Origin of the sequence: Pseudalkalibacillus sp. A8, from assembly GCF_045920555.1 — a bacterium.
GTDB lineage: Bacteria > Bacillota > Bacilli > Bacillales > Fictibacillaceae > Pseudalkalibacillus.
This window is the reverse complement of the sequence record NZ_CP174509.1, coordinates 5,291,941-5,307,380: the sequence shown is the minus strand read 5'-3', so window position 1 is coordinate 5,307,380 and position 15,440 is coordinate 5,291,941. Positions and strand designations below refer to the sequence as shown.

Genomic DNA, 15,440 nt, shown 5'->3' with positions numbered 1-15,440 from the left:
TGCCTCCTAACCTTAAGAATTTCAAGAATTTTCGTTTAAGCATAGAATTTTTTTTGTAATTTCATTTCTTTCAGTACTTTTAAAAGTCATTAGTTTTGGAGCTGAAGGGAGGTTGAAATTTACATGAGAATGAAATAATTCAAAAAGAAAAGTACCAATTAATTGTTTATTTTGGTTTTCAATGACAATCCAAAAGACACGCTTTTCATGATGAGGCGTTCCCCATTTTGCTTTTTCAAAAGAATTTCTAAAATTTAAGCACCCAGCAATAATAAAGTCATCTTCTTTTGTTTTTTCAGCAGACTGAAAACCTGCTTTCTCAAGCTCTTTCCATGCTGGAGGCAGTAGTTTATCTAAGTACATACCATACGTGGCATCTTCATACTCAGGAAATAGTTTTTGGAGTTCCTCAATATTATCTGCAAGAACTTCTTCCCAATGGTCCTTTAAATAACCAGACACTTTTTGTCCTAAATCTTCGATTGACATTTCGGGTCGAATGTTTAATTTTGACACTTAGATCCCTCCATCATTTTTTATTACTTACTCCTTAATCTTATAACATTAAAGCCAATTATAAAGTTTTCAATTGCATATACTTATTTTAGAGGTTATTAAATGATAAACTTTATAATAAGTTTAACGTTGATGGGAATGAAAAAGAATGGAGAATAATATAAGACCTTTTGATATTGCGAAAAGGTTAAATGTAAGTACTAGCACTTTAAGAAGTTACGAAACAAGGGGGATTATCCCAGCCACAAAAAGGTTGTGTTCAGGATATCGAATCTATACGGAGGAACATTTAGCATATTTTGAATGTATAGTAGCCATGTCACCGGGGTTTGGAATGGAGATAACAACAGCTGTACTAAAAAAACTGCAACAAAAAAATCTGAATTCTGCTCTCTGGATAATCAACGAGACACAAACAGCCAACTATCAAGAAAAAGAGTTAGCTACTAGAATAATAAAAGACCTAAACAATATCGTTTATTTCCAATCAATAGCAAATAACCTAATGACGATTGGAGAGGCAGCAAACAAAGCAAAAATCTCTACTTCTACTATACGATATTGGGAAAAGGAGGGGTATGTTACTTCAAAGAGAGGTGAAAATAATTATCGCTACTTTAATTCATATCAGTTTATTAAAATTTTGTTAATGAAGCTTACGCAAAACGCTGTGTATTCACACGAAATTGTTCAATTAAAAAAATCTATTAGAAATTTGGAGGAATTCAATATTGAAGGGGCAAAAAGCATTGCCGAGGAGTGCCAACAGCATTTAAATAAACGTAATCAAGAACAGTTACGTGGGTTATATTTTTTGTATCGATTATGTGCAAAAATAGGATTAAAATTACTTAGAAAATATTAAAATAAGATAATCGTCATCAATAATTTCATAACTTTATTATTTTAATTTAATAAACTCAACTTTCGCACCTAAAAATAACTAATGTAATCAGTCAGCTCTAGGGTTGTAATCTATATAGATATAGACTTGACTTTAAAATTAGATATATAAAAAAAGCACCCTTTGTTTGGTATAGTGAGATTGTCCAGAAATCACTAAAACCAAAAGAGGTGCTCTCTCTATGATAGCGAATTCGAATCAATCTAAGCAACTGCCAAATGAAATAAAATCTACTTTTAAAGAACTATACGTGCTGAAACACCTACGAAAAGCTGGGATCACGAAGTCCCTAGGGTTTTCTTGCACCTATTTGTTTCAACTTATTTTCTGCTTAATCTTGGAACACAAAAACTGGTGCCAAACCTTAGAAAGCAAGAGATCTTTAGATTTACCAGGAAAAGACACTGTTTATCGTTTTCTCAATCATTCCAACTTTAATTGGCGACGGTTCCTAACCCTTTTAAGTACTCATACGATTCAAAAGGTCACCAAACTTACCAATCACGATCGTCCAAAGGTATTGATTCTCGATAATTCAGCTTTTGAAAGGAATCGTAGTAAAAGCGTTGAGCTTCTATCTCGTTGTTTTGACCATGCTTCTCAAAAGATGCGTTTCTACAAAGGGTTTCGTATGCTTACGCTGGGTTGGTCCGATGGAGCTACGTTTATTCCTCTTGACTTCACACGATTAAGCTCCAAGAATCGCCTTAATGGTATATCCGAACATATAGACAAGCGCAGCTCTGGATATCGCCGACGGGAAGAAGTATTGAAACCCGCGCCAAAGGTGGTCCCGCCTATGATTCAACGTGCGTTGGATACAGGGATTGAGGCTTCTTATGTGTTAATGGATACCTGGTTTACGCAACAACCTTTAATAAAATCCATAACGGATCAAGGGCTCGATGTCATTGGAATGGTCAAGAACCTAAAACAGCGCTATGTGGTGAATGGACAACGCCTCAGTTTAAAGGAACTTTACCGTTTAGCCACGCCAGCCTCAGGTAAGAAAGATCTTTTATCCATACCGTCCAGGCGAATGGCATACCAGTAAAAGTAGTCTTTGTCCGTAACCGGAATAAAAAAAGTGATTGGCTTGCGATCTTAAATACGGATTGTACGCTTAGTGATCAAGAAATCATCCGCATTTATGGTATTCGCTGGGATATTGAAGCAACCCATGTACTAGAATCTCTAAGACAAGAAAAATATAAACTAAGTCTTCTTCTGTAAATTGTAGGGTTACTTGAGACTGAACTCTAACATCTCGATTTGTTTTTTTAAAAACCCGGTCACCATTTTCATCTAAGGCAACATAAGCTTTACCTTTGGCTTACTAAATGGCTCAAAATCTGTGTTAAATTGTAAAGCCATAAATGGTCCGTTTGCACTTTCAAGTTTTAATCCTTCTGTATTTCCAATTAATTAGCCCCATGATTAACCGCGCAAGTGTACTTTTTCCACAACCCGATTCCCCTACAAGTCAAAGTCTTCCAAAAAGAAGATAAATGTTCACAATCAATTGTTTCTCTGTTTCTCGGTTCATTTTTTGCTGTAGTTCTATTGATGGTACAGGTACATCCATCTCACCTTTTAAGAAATGTATAAACTGCTAATACTATTTCCATTAGAAAACCCTTCCACAACCAATAGGATTTTCGGATTTAATGATTCATGTGGCTTTTGAAAAATTAGATCAACCATTGTTATCACAATATGTAGGATGGCTTTCTGACATGCTAAGGTTAGATTTTGGTCAATCCTTGTTTAACAATATTGATGTGACGACGTATATAGCGCAAACACTTCCAAAAACGTTAGAACTAGCGATTGCTGCGATCATTATCGGTTCTATTATTGGTATCACTCTAGGAATTATTGCAGCTGTTAAACGTGGTAGTTTCATAGATATGATCGTTTCTTCCATTGCAGCAGCCGGTATGTCCTTTCCAGTTTATGTGACGGGAACTGTATTTATTCTAGTCATTAGTTTGCAGCTAGGATGGCTTCCAGCTAGTGGACATACCGAAATTGCGGAAGATCCTGTCAATTGTGTGGTAACTTCAATTATACAGAAACAGGGCGATTCTTTTTGATTTCAAGAAAAAATAGATCAAAAGTAGAGGGGCTGACATCAGAAGGACGAATTAGTCCTTTTGAGTCAACCCCTTAAATACTAACTCAGTACAAATCTATCTTTCCCAGCTTGGAAACCGAAAATGATGACTAGAATAGAAATGATAATTAAAGATAGTAATGGAATTGTCCAACTACCTGAAAGATCGAATAGAATGCCTATAGCTAATGGACCTATTGCAGCTAATAAATAGCCCACGGACTGAGCCATTCCTGACAGCTCTGTTGCTTGATTAGAAGTTTTCGACCGTAATCCTAAAAATGTTAGAGCTAGTGCAAATCCTCCGCTTAGAGTGGTTCCAATTAACATCAAACTAATCACCATGACGGTAAAAGAACTTCCAAGTAATAATCCACTATAACCACATATTGCAAAGATACCCATGAAGACAGCGACTACACTTTGTGACTTAAACTTACCAGCAATGATTGGTACCAATAGGCTTGCGGGTAACCCGATAAATTGTGCAAATGAAAGCATCCAGCCAGCAGTTACTAAGCTGACACCATAATCATGAAGTATTTCGGGCAACCAAGAAATTGATACATAGAATAAAGTAGACTGTAAACCTAAAAATATAGAAACTTGCCATGCCAATGGTGAACACCATATACGATTCTTTATTAGGCGTTCACTTTTAGGAATGGTAGGTTCTACTTCTTGACTAGGAATTTCTTTACCTATATATAACCAAATTAATATCGCAATGATGGCAGGCATTGTCCAAATAATTAGTGAAAACTGCCAGCCTAAATTCATTGTTGAAGCAAATGGAATACTTAGGCCAGAAGCAGAAGCTGCAAATATTCCCATCGCAGTTGAGTATAGACTTGTCATGAGTGCAATTTTTAATGGGAATTTATCTTTTATAACGCTTGGCAATAATACATTACATATTGCAATACCAATACCAATGATTAGAGTACCAACCAATAACAGAAACAAAGCCGTAATAGAGCGTATAAAAATACCTACTATGATTAAGAGTAACCCAATAATTAATGCACGTTCATTCGTGAAATATCTAGCGATTTTTGGAACTAGTGGTGATACAATCGCAAAGGCAATCAGAGGTAAACTAGTTAACAATCCTGCAGTACCATTTGAAATAGGGATATCATCTCGAATAAAAGGAATCAGTGGACCTACCGAAGTTATAGCTGGACGTAAATTAAATGATACGAATACTATCCCTATTACTAATATAAAAATTTGTATTTGTTTCCTATTTTCACTATGAAGTTTAAACATTATGATCTTCCTTTTACTACGAATTCTTTATAATTGAAAAAATAGCTCTTGAGAATACTTTTTGACGCAAAGGAGGACAAAATTTATTCCCAAGAGTAACTAAATGAAGGTATTATTTATAAGTCATTTTTTAATCTCTGTTGCATTAAATAAACATAGCTACAATCGCACCGTTTAAGAGGTTTGCCAAAGTAGCGGCAACTAGTGCCTTCATCATCAATTTTTGAATCTCGTACTTACGCTCTGGTACCATATTTGTTAGCATGCCAACAATACTACCAGCTGCTCCAAAGTTGGCAAATCCACTTAAGGAAAAAGTTAAGATCGCTACGCTTCTTTCGGATAGATTATTGATAATTTCGGATAGCTGTCCGAATGCAACGAATTCATTTAATAGTAATTTTTGGGCTATTAAATTTCCTGCTGTTAGAGCTTCATTCCAAGGAATACCAATAATAAATGCTATTGGTGCAAACAGATAACCAAAAATCAATTCTAACGATAAGTTGTCAAAACCGAAAAGTGATCCTCCCCAACTTAAGACTCCGTTAATTAATGCCATTAACCCAATAAAGGCCATCAACATCAATCCAACATTTATTGCAAATTGCAATCCTTCCTTGGAACTTACAAAAATAACATCTATGATATTCGACTTTTCCGACTTTTTATCAGAAGTATTTACTGCCTCATTCCATTCATTTTCATTAATTTCTTCTGTTTCTGGTATGATAAATTTTGCTATCATAATCCCTGCAGGTGCAGACATTAATGCAGCCGAAAGCAGATAATCCAAAGGGATTCCCATTGCAGCTAGTCCAACCATTACCGCACCTGAAACGGATGCTAGTCCTCCTACCATCACAGAAAATAGCTGTGATCTTGTCATATTAGCAATATAAGGTTTTACAACTAATGGAGACTGTGTATTGCCTACAAATATATTTGCCGCAGCAGCTGCTGACTCAGCATAAGAGGTCTTCATTATTTTAGAAATAAATCCACCGATAAAGCGGACAATGTACTGCATAATCCCATAATGATATAAGATAGCTATTAGAACCGTTAGGAAGATAATCATGCCAAGGACGTTAACAGCAAAAACGGCAACATCCCCCTCACGATCAGCTAAAGGACCAAAAACAAATGCAATGCCCTCATGTCCATAATTTATAATGTCATTGATCGTAGCAGATACATATGCGAGCGCTTCCTTTCCGAATTCCCATTTTAATACGAGATATCCAAAAACTACTTGTGAAATAAATCCAATTGTAACAGTTCTAATATTGATATATCTCTTTTTTTCAGATAAGAGAAAAGAGATCAGAATAATAAAACTACATCCTGCAAGTCCCCAGATGATATTTATTGTCATCACCTCTTAGTTTGATCTCGGTTCGTTCTTGCCGTCTGTTTGATATTCGCAAGTTTTTATAAGCAAATGACAGAAGGAAATATTATTTAGTCTGTGATCATACTTGTTACTCGACAGTTAGTTACATATTATTTATTACTTTTTTAACTAATAAAATAAATGTATTTCGTGATTTTCCAGCAACCTCAATAACTTCATCATGACTTAAAGGCTGATCTAAAATTCCACAAGCCATATTAGTTAAACAGGAAATCCCTAATACTTCGAGTCCCGCGTGGATTGCAACAGTTGCTTCAGGTACTGTAGACATGCCAATTGCATCGCAGCCTAATGTCCGTATCATTCGAATTTCTGCTGGTGTTTCATAAACAGGGCCACTCCACCATCCGTATACACCTTCTTGTAGCGTAATATTATTTTCTTCAGCAATATTTAGTGCTATGTTTCGTAGCTCTTGGCTATAAACTTTGGATACGTCTGGAAAACGTGTGCCTAAATCTGGATTGTTTTTGCCGATTAAGGGGTTTGTACCTACCAAATTGATATGATCGGTAATCAACATTAGCTCACCTGGATTAAAATCTTTATTTACAGCCCCACATGAATTAGTAATGATAAGTTTTTCTGCTCCTAATGCTTTTATCACTCTGACAGGGAAAGTAACTTCATCTAAATTATATCCTTCGTAATAGTGATAACGCCCTTTCATTGCTACAATGCTTTTTCCTTCCAATTTACCAATAACCAATTCATTAGCATGCCCAACAGCGTCGGACTTTGAAAAGAAAGGAATATTTTCGTAAGGGATGGCAACTGCATCTTCCAATTCATCAGCTAAACTCCCTAATCCTGAACCGAGTATGATCCCTATTTCAGGAATGATCCCTGTTTTACTAATAATAAAATTTTTTGCTTCTATAATTTCATTTGTCTTGTGCATTCTTTATACCTCCATTTGTAAATATTATAATTTGTAGACCGGTCTACATAATTGCTAAAAAGAAAACTACTTCAAAATTTTCGGAATCATCTGAGACATAGACTTTAATGCCGAAGCATCTTTTCGTGCTAAGGACACAACAAAAGCCCCTTGAATCATCGAGTTGATTGTCCCTCCAAGTTCTTTTGCTACTTCATTTTCATAGCCATATGCTTTTAATACATCAGCGAACTCGTCTGACCAGGCTTCAAATACATCATTACATGCTTTTCTTAAATTTTCACTTGTTGAAGATGTTTCCAATACAAGGGCTGTAATAGGAACGCCAAGAAAATAATTATCTTTTTCAAAACGACCTGCACTCTCTAAAATAAAGTATTGTATTGCTTCTACTGGAGCTTTATGAAGTGCAAGTTTTTCTTTAATAAAATTGGTAACTCTCTCTTTGGTCCAATTTACAGCCTCGATTGCTAATTGCTCTTTTCCTTTTGGGAAATGATAATAAATAGAGCCTTTCGGCGCACCGCTCTGTTGGATAATATCATTTAATCCTGTTCCAACATATCCTTTGGTTTGAAGTAGTTTTGCTGTTGCTTGGATCATATCTTCTCGTGTATTTCTTTTCATAGTCTAACTAGTTCACTCCATATCTTAAATTATACTAATCGGTCTACATAATCTATTTTATGATAGGGCTTTCATGATGTCAATATAAGATTATAGAGCGCTTACAATTAAATATTTGCAATGTATAAACTTTTCTGAAACTAAAATTAATAGGGGCTCAATATGTCACTAAGCAGCATATTGCTGTCTTATTTGAAAGGATTTTAGAGTTATAATAGATTATTTGACAGTAAAAAAGCTATAAGGAATAGATTCTGAAATAAGATGAATTCCACTATGGGTGGCATGCATTTTAAGTCTGCTTTGATTTCTACTCGTATATCCGAAAAAATTTGATCCCAATCTTTTAGCCAGAGCGATACTTTAAAAGTGAGCCATTATAAACTGTATAACTCCCAGTTATTCCGACCAAAGCGATCTGCGGATATAATTTTGTGATGACACGTATTAAATAAAAAATCTAATAAATAAAACAGCAGTTACATTGTAGTGGTCTGACCAGTCTAAAACTTATTTTATGAGAGTTTTATCCTCTCAAAAATCATGGTATCTCCGTGCTAACTTTTAGTTCAACGGGATGTTAACTCATATGTTATCTTTAAATAAAAAACTTTTTGAAAGTTCGGTGATTTTTATGGAGAAACAACTTCATTTAGAGGTTGAACTGAATGCCATACTACAAGCATCAAAAGATAACATTGTGATTACGGATGGAAAAGGGAATGTGTTAAGGGCTAGCCCTAACTGCATCAGCATTTATGGAAAGGGTTCTTCTTATTTAATTGGTAAATCAGTATATGAACTCGAAGCTGAAAATATATTTTCACCATCTGTAACCAAAAAAGTTTTAACGGAGCGTAAGGAAGTACAGGTAATGCAGCACACCCCAACTGGACGTACTGTTATGGCAACTGGGTTCCCAGTATGTAATGACTTTGGCGAGATTATTCGAGTTATTAGTTTTTCATATGATCTAACAGAAATCCAATGCTTAAAGGAAGATTACGAGGAATTAAGAACAAGGATGGAGCGATATCAATCTGAAATCCAAGAACTCCGGGAAAGGGGCCAAAGCAAAGAGGATATGGTCATTCAAAGCAAGTCTATTCAGCGAATATGGCAGCTTTTACAACGGGTTGCAAAATCAGACGCCTCCGTTGTCTTTCTTGGGGAATCTGGTGTCGGCAAAAACGTGTTTGCCCGTGCTCTCCATAAAGGAAGTCACAGAAAAACTGAAACCTTTATTGAGGTAAACTGTGGTGCTATTCCCGAATCTTTGTTTGAATCCGAAATGTTTGGATACGAAGCAGGTTCGTTTACGGGAGCTAATAAAAAGGGAAAACCAGGTCTTATTGAAATTGCAGACAAAGGAACTCTGTTTCTTGATGAAGTTGGTGAACTTCCACTCTCTGTTCAGGCTAAGTTGTTAAAAGCGATTCAGGAGAAAAAGGTTACTCGAGTTGGGGGAGTTCATTCAAAAAGCATTGACTTTCGACTAATAGCCTCGACCAACCAAGATTTAGAGGAAATGGTGAAGCAAGGGAAATTTCGCCAGGACCTTTTTTATAGGCTGAACGTGATTTCCATCACGATTCCACCACTAAGAGAACGGAAAGAAGATATAGTTATGCTGGTACATTACTATTTAAAAAAATTCAATGAAAAATATGAAACTAGCAAGTATTTTCATTCGACAACAATAGAAGAATTGGTTGATTATGAATGGCCGGGAAATGTACGTGAGCTACAAAATATAATTGAGAGGCTTGTGATTACAACCGAGACAAGAACCATTTATCCGGACTCTCTACCCTTTCACATACAACGGGAACATCAACAAAACATGGACAACTGGTATGTTGAGGAGTTGGAGGAGAGGGGGACGTCATTACAGGAAGCTCTAGAGGAAGTTGAAATCCGTTGGCTGAAACGGGCTGTGAGACAGTATAAGACGACATACGAAATGGCAGAATATTTAGGCTTGAATCAATCGAATGTGGTTAGAAAACTAAAAAAGTATGGTATTAATGCAAAAACGCATCGTAATGCATAATCGCATCTATTGATGATTGAATTGATGCGATTATGCATTAAAGAGCCGTCATTAGTTCTTGTGATTTCAGTATTTTTTGTTGGCATAGTACTTGCATCAATATATAAACAGAAGAGATTTATCAAATACAAGGAGGGATAGTATGTATCAGCCGAAAGATTCAACAAAATCACCACGTTTTTGCGGTGTACGTACTTTTATGAGATTAGAACAAATCAAGACGACAGACAAAATAGACTTTGTTGTATTGGGCGTTCCTTTTGATACTGCCGCATCAAATCGTACTGGTCAACGTTATGGTCCACAACATATTCGTAATTTTTCAGTTCTACTTCGCCCTTATAACCCTGATATGGATATTAATATCTTTGATTACTGTTCCGGTGTGGACTACGGGGATGTTGATGTAGTTCCTGGGAACATCCATCGTACCTACGATAATATGGTTTCTGAACTTTCCCCTATTCTTGATAAAGAAATCACGCCTATCATTATGGGGGGAGACCATTCCATATCACTGGGTAATCTTCGTGCTTTTTACAAAAAATATGGTCCGGTTGCACTCGTTCATTTCGATTCTCATGGTGATACCTGGGATAATTACTATGGTGAAAAATATATGCACGGTACACCGTTTCGCCGTGCAGTTGAAGAAGGGCTTCTCGATGTAGAACATTCCATTCAGGTCGGTATAAGAGGTCCTCTTTATAGCCCAGATGACATTGAAGATGCTCGGAAATTAGGTTTTGAAGTAATTACCATGAAAGAGGTTCGGGAAATCGGTTTTACAGAAGTCATGCGACGTATCCGCCGCCGTGTGGGAGATCGCCCTGTTTTTGTTTCCTATGACGTTGACTTTGTTGATCCAGCTTATGCTCCAGGTACGGGTACACCCGAAGTCGGTGGACCAACAAGCTTTGAAGCATTGGAATACGTAAGAGGTTTGGATGGACTCGATGTTGTTGGGTTTGATTTAGTCGAAGTGCTTCCAACTTATGATAGCGGTGAAATTACTGCCGTATTAGCTTCGTCTTTAATCTACGAAATGATTACCTTGATAGCATTGAAGAAAAAACGACTACAGTCAATGGAAAAGACAGTATCAAGTTTCTCGGATTGATACAATCAGGGATCGAAGGAGTGAAAGTATGAATCCACCAAAACACCTTTATATCGGCGGAAAATGGTATTCAGGAGAAGGTTCAGAAAGACAAATGATCAACCCTACCAATGGATGCGTATTCACTGAAGTGAGAGAAGCATCTAAAAATCAAACGGGGGATGCTGTACGAGCTGCACGGTATGCCTATAACGAAACAACATGGCGAACAGATATAAAAAAAAGAGTCAATTCACTCAATAAACTAGCCGATTTACTTGAAGAACAGACTGAACAATTTGCTATTGCAGAAACGACCAATACCGGGAAACCAATTCGTGAATCACGCCTTGATATTAGTGACTCGGTTTCATGCCTACGCTATTATGCAAATTTGGTATCTAACCGAAAAGCGTGGATAAAGAAAATGCCAGATGGGACAAAAAGTAGAGTGATCGAAGAACCTATCGGGGTTTGCGCTTTAATTGTCCCTTGGAACTTCCCGCTTTTATTAGGGATGTGGAAAATAGCTCCAGCACTTGCGGCAGGAAACACTGTTGTCTTTAAGCCATCCGAACTAACTGCAATAACAGCTATTAAATTTGCGGAGTTGGTTGATCAATGCGATATCCCTCCAGGTGTCTTTAACCTTGTCCTTGGTGGGGGCACACCGGTGGGGCAAGCCTTAGTTAAACATCCGGATGTAGACAAAGTTTCATTCACGGGAGGTTCAGATACTGGTAGAAAGATAAACGAACAATGTGCGAGTTCGTTTAAACGTGTTTCTCTTGAATTAGGTGGCAAATCACCAATCATTGTTCTGGAAGATGCAGATATCAAGGCTGCTGTTGAATGGGGAATATTTGGTTCATTTTTTAACCAGGGGGAAGTTTGTGTAGCATCTTCACGACTTCTTATACATAAATCCATCTATCAATCTTTTGTTGAATACTTTCTTGAAAAATTACAAAGGATCAACGTTGGTAATCCCTTGGATGAAGGAACCGAAATAGGACCTGTAATCAGTGCAGGACATCGTGAGAAAATTGAAAACTACATTGAAATCGGGAAAAGTGAAGGGGCTAGACTACTTTATGGTGGCCAACGTGTTGGAGAGAAGGGCTACTTCCTGTCCCCTGCAGTTTTTACGGAAGTTAAGCAATCAATGAGGATTGTCCAAGAGGAAATATTTGGACCTGTGGTAACCATACAAACTTTCCGTGACGATAATGAAGCGATAGAGCTTGCCAATGGTACCCTCTACGGGCTTGCAGCAGGTGTCCTAAGTAATGATTTTGAACGTGCTGAACGACTTGCGTCTTGCCTAAAAGCCGGAACAATTTGGATTAACAGCTACCATACACCATATGTGGAAGCTCCATGGGGAGGATTTAAACAAAGTGGAATTGGACGGGAACTTGGTCCTCAAGGACTTTCGGGATATACAGAGGTAAAGCATATCAATTTAAACAATGAGCTTAAACCAGTTGGTTGGTATAAGTGAAGTGTTTTGCAGTGAACTAAGGGTGAAAGCCATCACTGTATCTATAGATTTCAGATTATTCTCTATTATCCAAAAAGGGGTTGTTTTAATGAGTCAATTTACAGAAAGTTTAGGTACCGATAACATCTCTCCAACACCGAAAAGTGAAAGGAGTATGAACTTTTTTTCGACACTCGCCCTGTGGCTTGCTGCAAATGTAGTTATCACCACGGTTATGACCGGAATGATGTTTGTTCCGGACATTTCATTCAAGGATGCAATGCTTGCCATTCTTATTGGTTCAGTAATTGGCGGTATTCCGCTTGCTTTAACCGGAAACATTGGTACACGTACAGGTCTTTCAACAATGGTGATAACAAGGGCAGCTTTTGGACAAAAAGGGGCCATTCTCCCATCGATTGTGAACACTATCATTTTAATTGGTTGGAGCTGGATACAAGCCTATATGGCGGGTCTAAGTCTGAATTACGCCGTAAAATTTACGACTGGATATAGCAATATCAATCTATTCGTCATTTTAACTGAGGTGCTCGTTGTTTTGATTACGATCTACGGTCACCGTGGCGTGGAGAGAATTGAAAAATGGGTTTCCATTTCAATGCTTATCCTCTCCGCTCTTGTATTTTTTAAACTGTTCACCACGTACAACGCTGCTTCATTGATAAACATGAAACTGAATGAAAACCCAGCTATTACTGGCGTCATCGCTTTTGATATAGTAGTTGCAACCGCTTTTTCCTGGATGTCAACCGTTTGTGACTTTAATCGTAACTGTAAATCGGAAAAAAGCGGTATATGGGGTACTTACTTAGGATATCTCCTTGCAACCCTTATCGCAATGGGCCTGGGAGCTGTTGTAAGCGGATTCAGTATCCTTTCGAATATGGAACAAACCTATGATCCCACCATTCTTCTATCAGCTTACGGGTTCGGATTCATCGCTTCAATTGTTGTATTCTTCTCTGTTTTATCCACTAACGTGATGGCACTCTACAGTGCTTCGATGTCATTTATGAATGTTTTTCCTAATTATGGATTTTGGAAACTGACCCTGGTAATGGGTATATTATGTACCTTGGGAGCCCTTTTAAAAGAAGTATTAATGACAAACTTTTTTAGCTTCATCTTGTTAATCGCAACATTATTTATTCCTGTATTTGCGATTGTTCTGGTGGATTACTTCATTATCAAGAAAGGACATTATGATGCTGAAGATATTGCATTTGATTCAAGGGGGAATTACCGTTATCAAAAAGGTGTAAACATTGCTGCATATATGACTTATATTGTAGGTGCTTTATTTGCTTACTATTTCACTTATGTTAAACCGTTAAGTATTGGTTCTACGATTCTTACATTTATTGTTTCAGGGATTTTCTATTGGGGGTTGATGACCGTTTCAAAACAGACAGATGTGAAACGGGATGTAGAACCAGAACAAACAACTAAGTTGGAGGCTTAAGAAAAGACAATGTATAAAATCGCATTGGCCCAAGCTGTTTTTCGTAATGAGGATTTCTCATCCAATCATACTAAAATGGAGAGTATGGTTAAGGAATCAAAACAACATCACCCTGATACTCGATTAATCGTCTTTCCAGAGCTCAGTGCCACCGGCTATTTTCTTTCACCTAGGTTAAAAGAGCTTGCACAAGAAAAAGAAGGAGTCATCTTTCAAAAGATGAGGGAAATAGCTCATCAATATGATATCTGGATTGTATACGGGTATGTAGAAAAGGATCTGAAAGGCAACATTTACAATGCCATACAAATGGTCGATCCAGAAGGGAACTTAGCTGCTAATTACAGAAAAATTCATCTAACACCACTTGAAAAAGAACTATTTACACCTGGATCAGAACTTGTAACAGTTAAAACAGAACTTGGAATAATTGGCCTGATGATTTGCTGGGATCTTGCTTTCCCTGAGCTTTCTCGTAAGCTTGCATTAAAAGGTACTGATCTTCTGGTTGCCCCAAGCGCCTGGGAGGTTCCGTATGATACTCCATTCAAGCTTTTTGGAGCAGCTAGAGCCATCGATAACACTGTATTTGTAGCAGCTTGCAATCATGTCGGTACCTCTGAAGAGTTATCCTTTTTCGGAAAGTCTTCTATTTACGGTCCAGACGGAAAGATTATTGCATCATCCAGAAATGACCAGGAAGATTTGATTGTGGCTGATATTGAATACGATTGGAGGAATGAGTTAAAAACCACATTTTATACCATGCTTAAGGAAAGACGTATTGATCTTTATTAAGAGGTGGTTCAATTGTTGATAAAAAAAATTGTCGATTTATCAATACCCATTACTTCTGACACACCGATTTACCCTGGAGATCCAAAACCAACGATAAAAACGGCAGCGGAAATTGATAAGCACGGTTATCAAGTAAGCGAGATTTTGTTTGGGTCTCACACAGGGACCCACGTAGATGCTCCATTTCATTTTCAGAAGAATGGCGAAAAAATCGATCAATCTGATCTATTTAAATTTATCGGTAATGGAGTGGTTATTGATGTTACAGGCAAGCATAGTGGTGAAGAAATAGGATTCACCGATGTGGAAAAAGATCTTGATGAACTGGATAAAGGAAAAATAGCCCTTTTTCATACAGGCTGGTCAAAGTATCTTGGTTCGGAAAAATACTTTCAACACCCGTATGTTGGTGCAACAGTAATTGAGCTGTTAATAGACAGAGGTGTCCGTACATTTTTTATTGATGCATTAAACGTTGACCCACCTAATGGTTCCACTTTCTCAGCACATGAAGCTATCACTAGCGTAAACGGAATTATTGGAGAAAACTTTTGTAACTTTGAGGAAATTGATTTTCCAGACCCACTGATAATAGCTCTACCACTCCGTTTTACAGGACTAGATGGGTCTCCGGTAAGGGCAGTGGCTGTATCTACTTGATAAACAGAAATATTTTGTTAACACAAGTATAAGTGGAATAGACTAATGTGCTAATAAGCCAGGTGTTTCCCATGTCGGGATGATGTCGGAGAAGGGAAATTTATTAATGCC

Annotated in this window: 13 protein-coding genes and 2 pseudogenes; 9 read left to right on the top strand and 6 right to left on the bottom strand. The window is 37.3% G+C overall.

All coding sequences use genetic code 11. The annotated features are described in order from the left end of the window. Positions 1–21 precede the first annotated feature (21 nt). Positions 22–516: a DUF6022 family protein gene (locus tag ACJROX_RS26660; protein ID WP_408008214.1), complete on the bottom strand. Its 495-nt coding sequence runs from the start codon at positions 514–516 to the stop codon at positions 22–24. 148 nt (positions 517–664) lie between these two features. Between ACJROX_RS26660 and ACJROX_RS26655 the strand changes: the two genes are divergently transcribed. Both ACJROX_RS26655 and ACJROX_RS26650 read left to right on the top strand, forming a co-directional pair. Further along, the gene (locus tag ACJROX_RS26655; RefSeq protein ID WP_408008213.1) at positions 665–1,381 is read left to right on the top strand and encodes a MerR family DNA-binding transcriptional regulator; all 717 of its coding nucleotides are present in this window, start codon (positions 665–667) and stop codon (positions 1,379–1,381) included. 220 nt (positions 1,382–1,601) lie between these two features. Continuing rightward, a pseudogene (locus tag ACJROX_RS26650) lies at positions 1,602–2,593 on the top strand (transposase); the annotation flags it as partial. Between the two features lie 220 nt (positions 2,594–2,813). Here ACJROX_RS26650 and ACJROX_RS26645 read toward each other — a convergent pair. Then, positions 2,814–2,897 (bottom strand): annotated as a pseudogene (locus ACJROX_RS26645) (hypothetical protein); the annotation flags it as partial. A gap of 259 nt (positions 2,898–3,156) precedes the next feature. Between ACJROX_RS26645 and ACJROX_RS26640 the strand changes: the two are divergent. Next, positions 3,157–3,516: an ABC transporter permease subunit gene (locus tag ACJROX_RS26640; protein WP_408008212.1), complete on the top strand. Its 360-nt coding sequence runs from the start codon at positions 3,157–3,159 to the stop codon at positions 3,514–3,516. An 80-nt stretch (positions 3,517–3,596) separates the two neighbouring features. Here ACJROX_RS26640 and ACJROX_RS26635 read toward each other — a convergent pair whose 3' ends face one another. From ACJROX_RS26635 to ACJROX_RS26620, 4 genes are all read right to left on the bottom strand, one after another. Next, on the bottom strand, positions 3,597–4,808 hold the full coding sequence (locus tag ACJROX_RS26635; RefSeq protein WP_408008211.1) for a CynX/NimT family MFS transporter: 1,212 nt from the start codon (positions 4,806–4,808) through the stop codon (positions 3,597–3,599). Positions 4,809–4,953: 145 nt separating this feature from the next. Beyond that, the gene (locus ACJROX_RS26630) at positions 4,954–6,180 is read right to left on the bottom strand and encodes a NupC/NupG family nucleoside CNT transporter (RefSeq protein WP_408011801.1); all 1,227 of its coding nucleotides are present in this window, start codon (positions 6,178–6,180) and stop codon (positions 4,954–4,956) included. A 127-nt stretch (positions 6,181–6,307) separates the two neighbouring features. Then, positions 6,308–7,126 carry a purine-nucleoside phosphorylase gene (locus ACJROX_RS26625; RefSeq protein ID WP_408008210.1) on the bottom strand — a complete coding sequence of 273 codons (819 nt, stop codon included), beginning with the start codon at positions 7,124–7,126 and terminating at the stop codon, positions 6,308–6,310. A gap of 66 nt (positions 7,127–7,192) precedes the next feature. Further along, on the bottom strand, positions 7,193–7,753 hold the full coding sequence (locus ACJROX_RS26620) for a TetR/AcrR family transcriptional regulator (RefSeq protein ID WP_408008209.1): 561 nt from the start codon (positions 7,751–7,753) through the stop codon (positions 7,193–7,195). Positions 7,754–8,387: 634 nt separating this feature from the next. On the opposite strand from ACJROX_RS26620, the gene ACJROX_RS26615 reads away from it, so the two are divergent. The 6 genes from ACJROX_RS26615 (at position 8,388) to ACJROX_RS26590 (ending at position 15,329) form a co-directional block, all read left to right on the top strand. Further along, positions 8,388–9,806: a sigma-54 interaction domain-containing protein gene (locus ACJROX_RS26615; protein ID WP_408008208.1), complete on the top strand. Its 1,419-nt coding sequence runs from the start codon at positions 8,388–8,390 to the stop codon at positions 9,804–9,806. Positions 9,807–9,948: 142 nt separating this feature from the next. Continuing rightward, the gene (gene speB / locus ACJROX_RS26610; protein WP_408008207.1) at positions 9,949–10,926 is read left to right on the top strand and encodes an agmatinase; all 978 of its coding nucleotides are present in this window, start codon (positions 9,949–9,951) and stop codon (positions 10,924–10,926) included. Positions 10,927–10,954: 28 nt separating this feature from the next. Continuing rightward, positions 10,955–12,409, top strand: coding sequence for an aldehyde dehydrogenase family protein (locus ACJROX_RS26605; RefSeq protein WP_408008206.1), 1,455 nt, complete (start codon positions 10,955–10,957; stop codon positions 12,407–12,409). Positions 12,410–12,497: 88 nt separating this feature from the next. Continuing rightward, entirely contained in the window at positions 12,498–13,871 is a 1,374-nt protein-coding gene (locus tag ACJROX_RS26600; RefSeq protein WP_408008205.1) for a purine-cytosine permease family protein, read from the top strand. Between the two features lie 9 nt (positions 13,872–13,880). Further along, entirely contained in the window at positions 13,881–14,669 is a 789-nt protein-coding gene (locus ACJROX_RS26595) for a carbon-nitrogen hydrolase family protein (RefSeq protein ID WP_408008204.1), read from the top strand. A 12-nt stretch (positions 14,670–14,681) separates the two neighbouring features. Then, positions 14,682–15,329, top strand: coding sequence for a cyclase family protein (locus ACJROX_RS26590; protein WP_408008203.1), 648 nt, complete (start codon positions 14,682–14,684; stop codon positions 15,327–15,329). Positions 15,330–15,440 lie beyond the last annotated feature (111 nt).

Bases quoted from the DNA above. Each gene is read 5' to 3' on its own strand.
- ACJROX_RS26655 (WP_408008213.1), top strand. From the start codon at position 665: ATGGAGAATAATATAAGACCTTTTGATATTGCGAAAAGGTTAAATGTA.
- ACJROX_RS26640 (WP_408008212.1), top strand. From the start codon at position 3,157: ATGCTAAGGTTAGATTTTGGTCAATCCTTGTTTAACAATATTGATGTG.
- ACJROX_RS26635 (WP_408008211.1), bottom strand. From the start codon at position 4,808: ATGTTTAAACTTCATAGTGAAAATAGGAAACAAATACAAATTTTTATA.
- ACJROX_RS26625 (WP_408008210.1), bottom strand. From the start codon at position 7,126: ATGCACAAGACAAATGAAATTATAGAAGCAAAAAATTTTATTATTAGT.
- ACJROX_RS26620 (WP_408008209.1), bottom strand. From the start codon at position 7,753: ATGAAAAGAAATACACGAGAAGATATGATCCAAGCAACAGCAAAACTA.
- ACJROX_RS26615 (WP_408008208.1), top strand. From the start codon at position 8,388: ATGGAGAAACAACTTCATTTAGAGGTTGAACTGAATGCCATACTACAA.
- speB (WP_408008207.1), top strand. From the start codon at position 9,949: ATGTATCAGCCGAAAGATTCAACAAAATCACCACGTTTTTGCGGTGTA.
- ACJROX_RS26605 (WP_408008206.1), top strand. From the start codon at position 10,955: ATGAATCCACCAAAACACCTTTATATCGGCGGAAAATGGTATTCAGGA.
- ACJROX_RS26600 (WP_408008205.1), top strand. From the start codon at position 12,498: ATGAGTCAATTTACAGAAAGTTTAGGTACCGATAACATCTCTCCAACA.
- ACJROX_RS26595 (WP_408008204.1), top strand. From the start codon at position 13,881: ATGTATAAAATCGCATTGGCCCAAGCTGTTTTTCGTAATGAGGATTTC.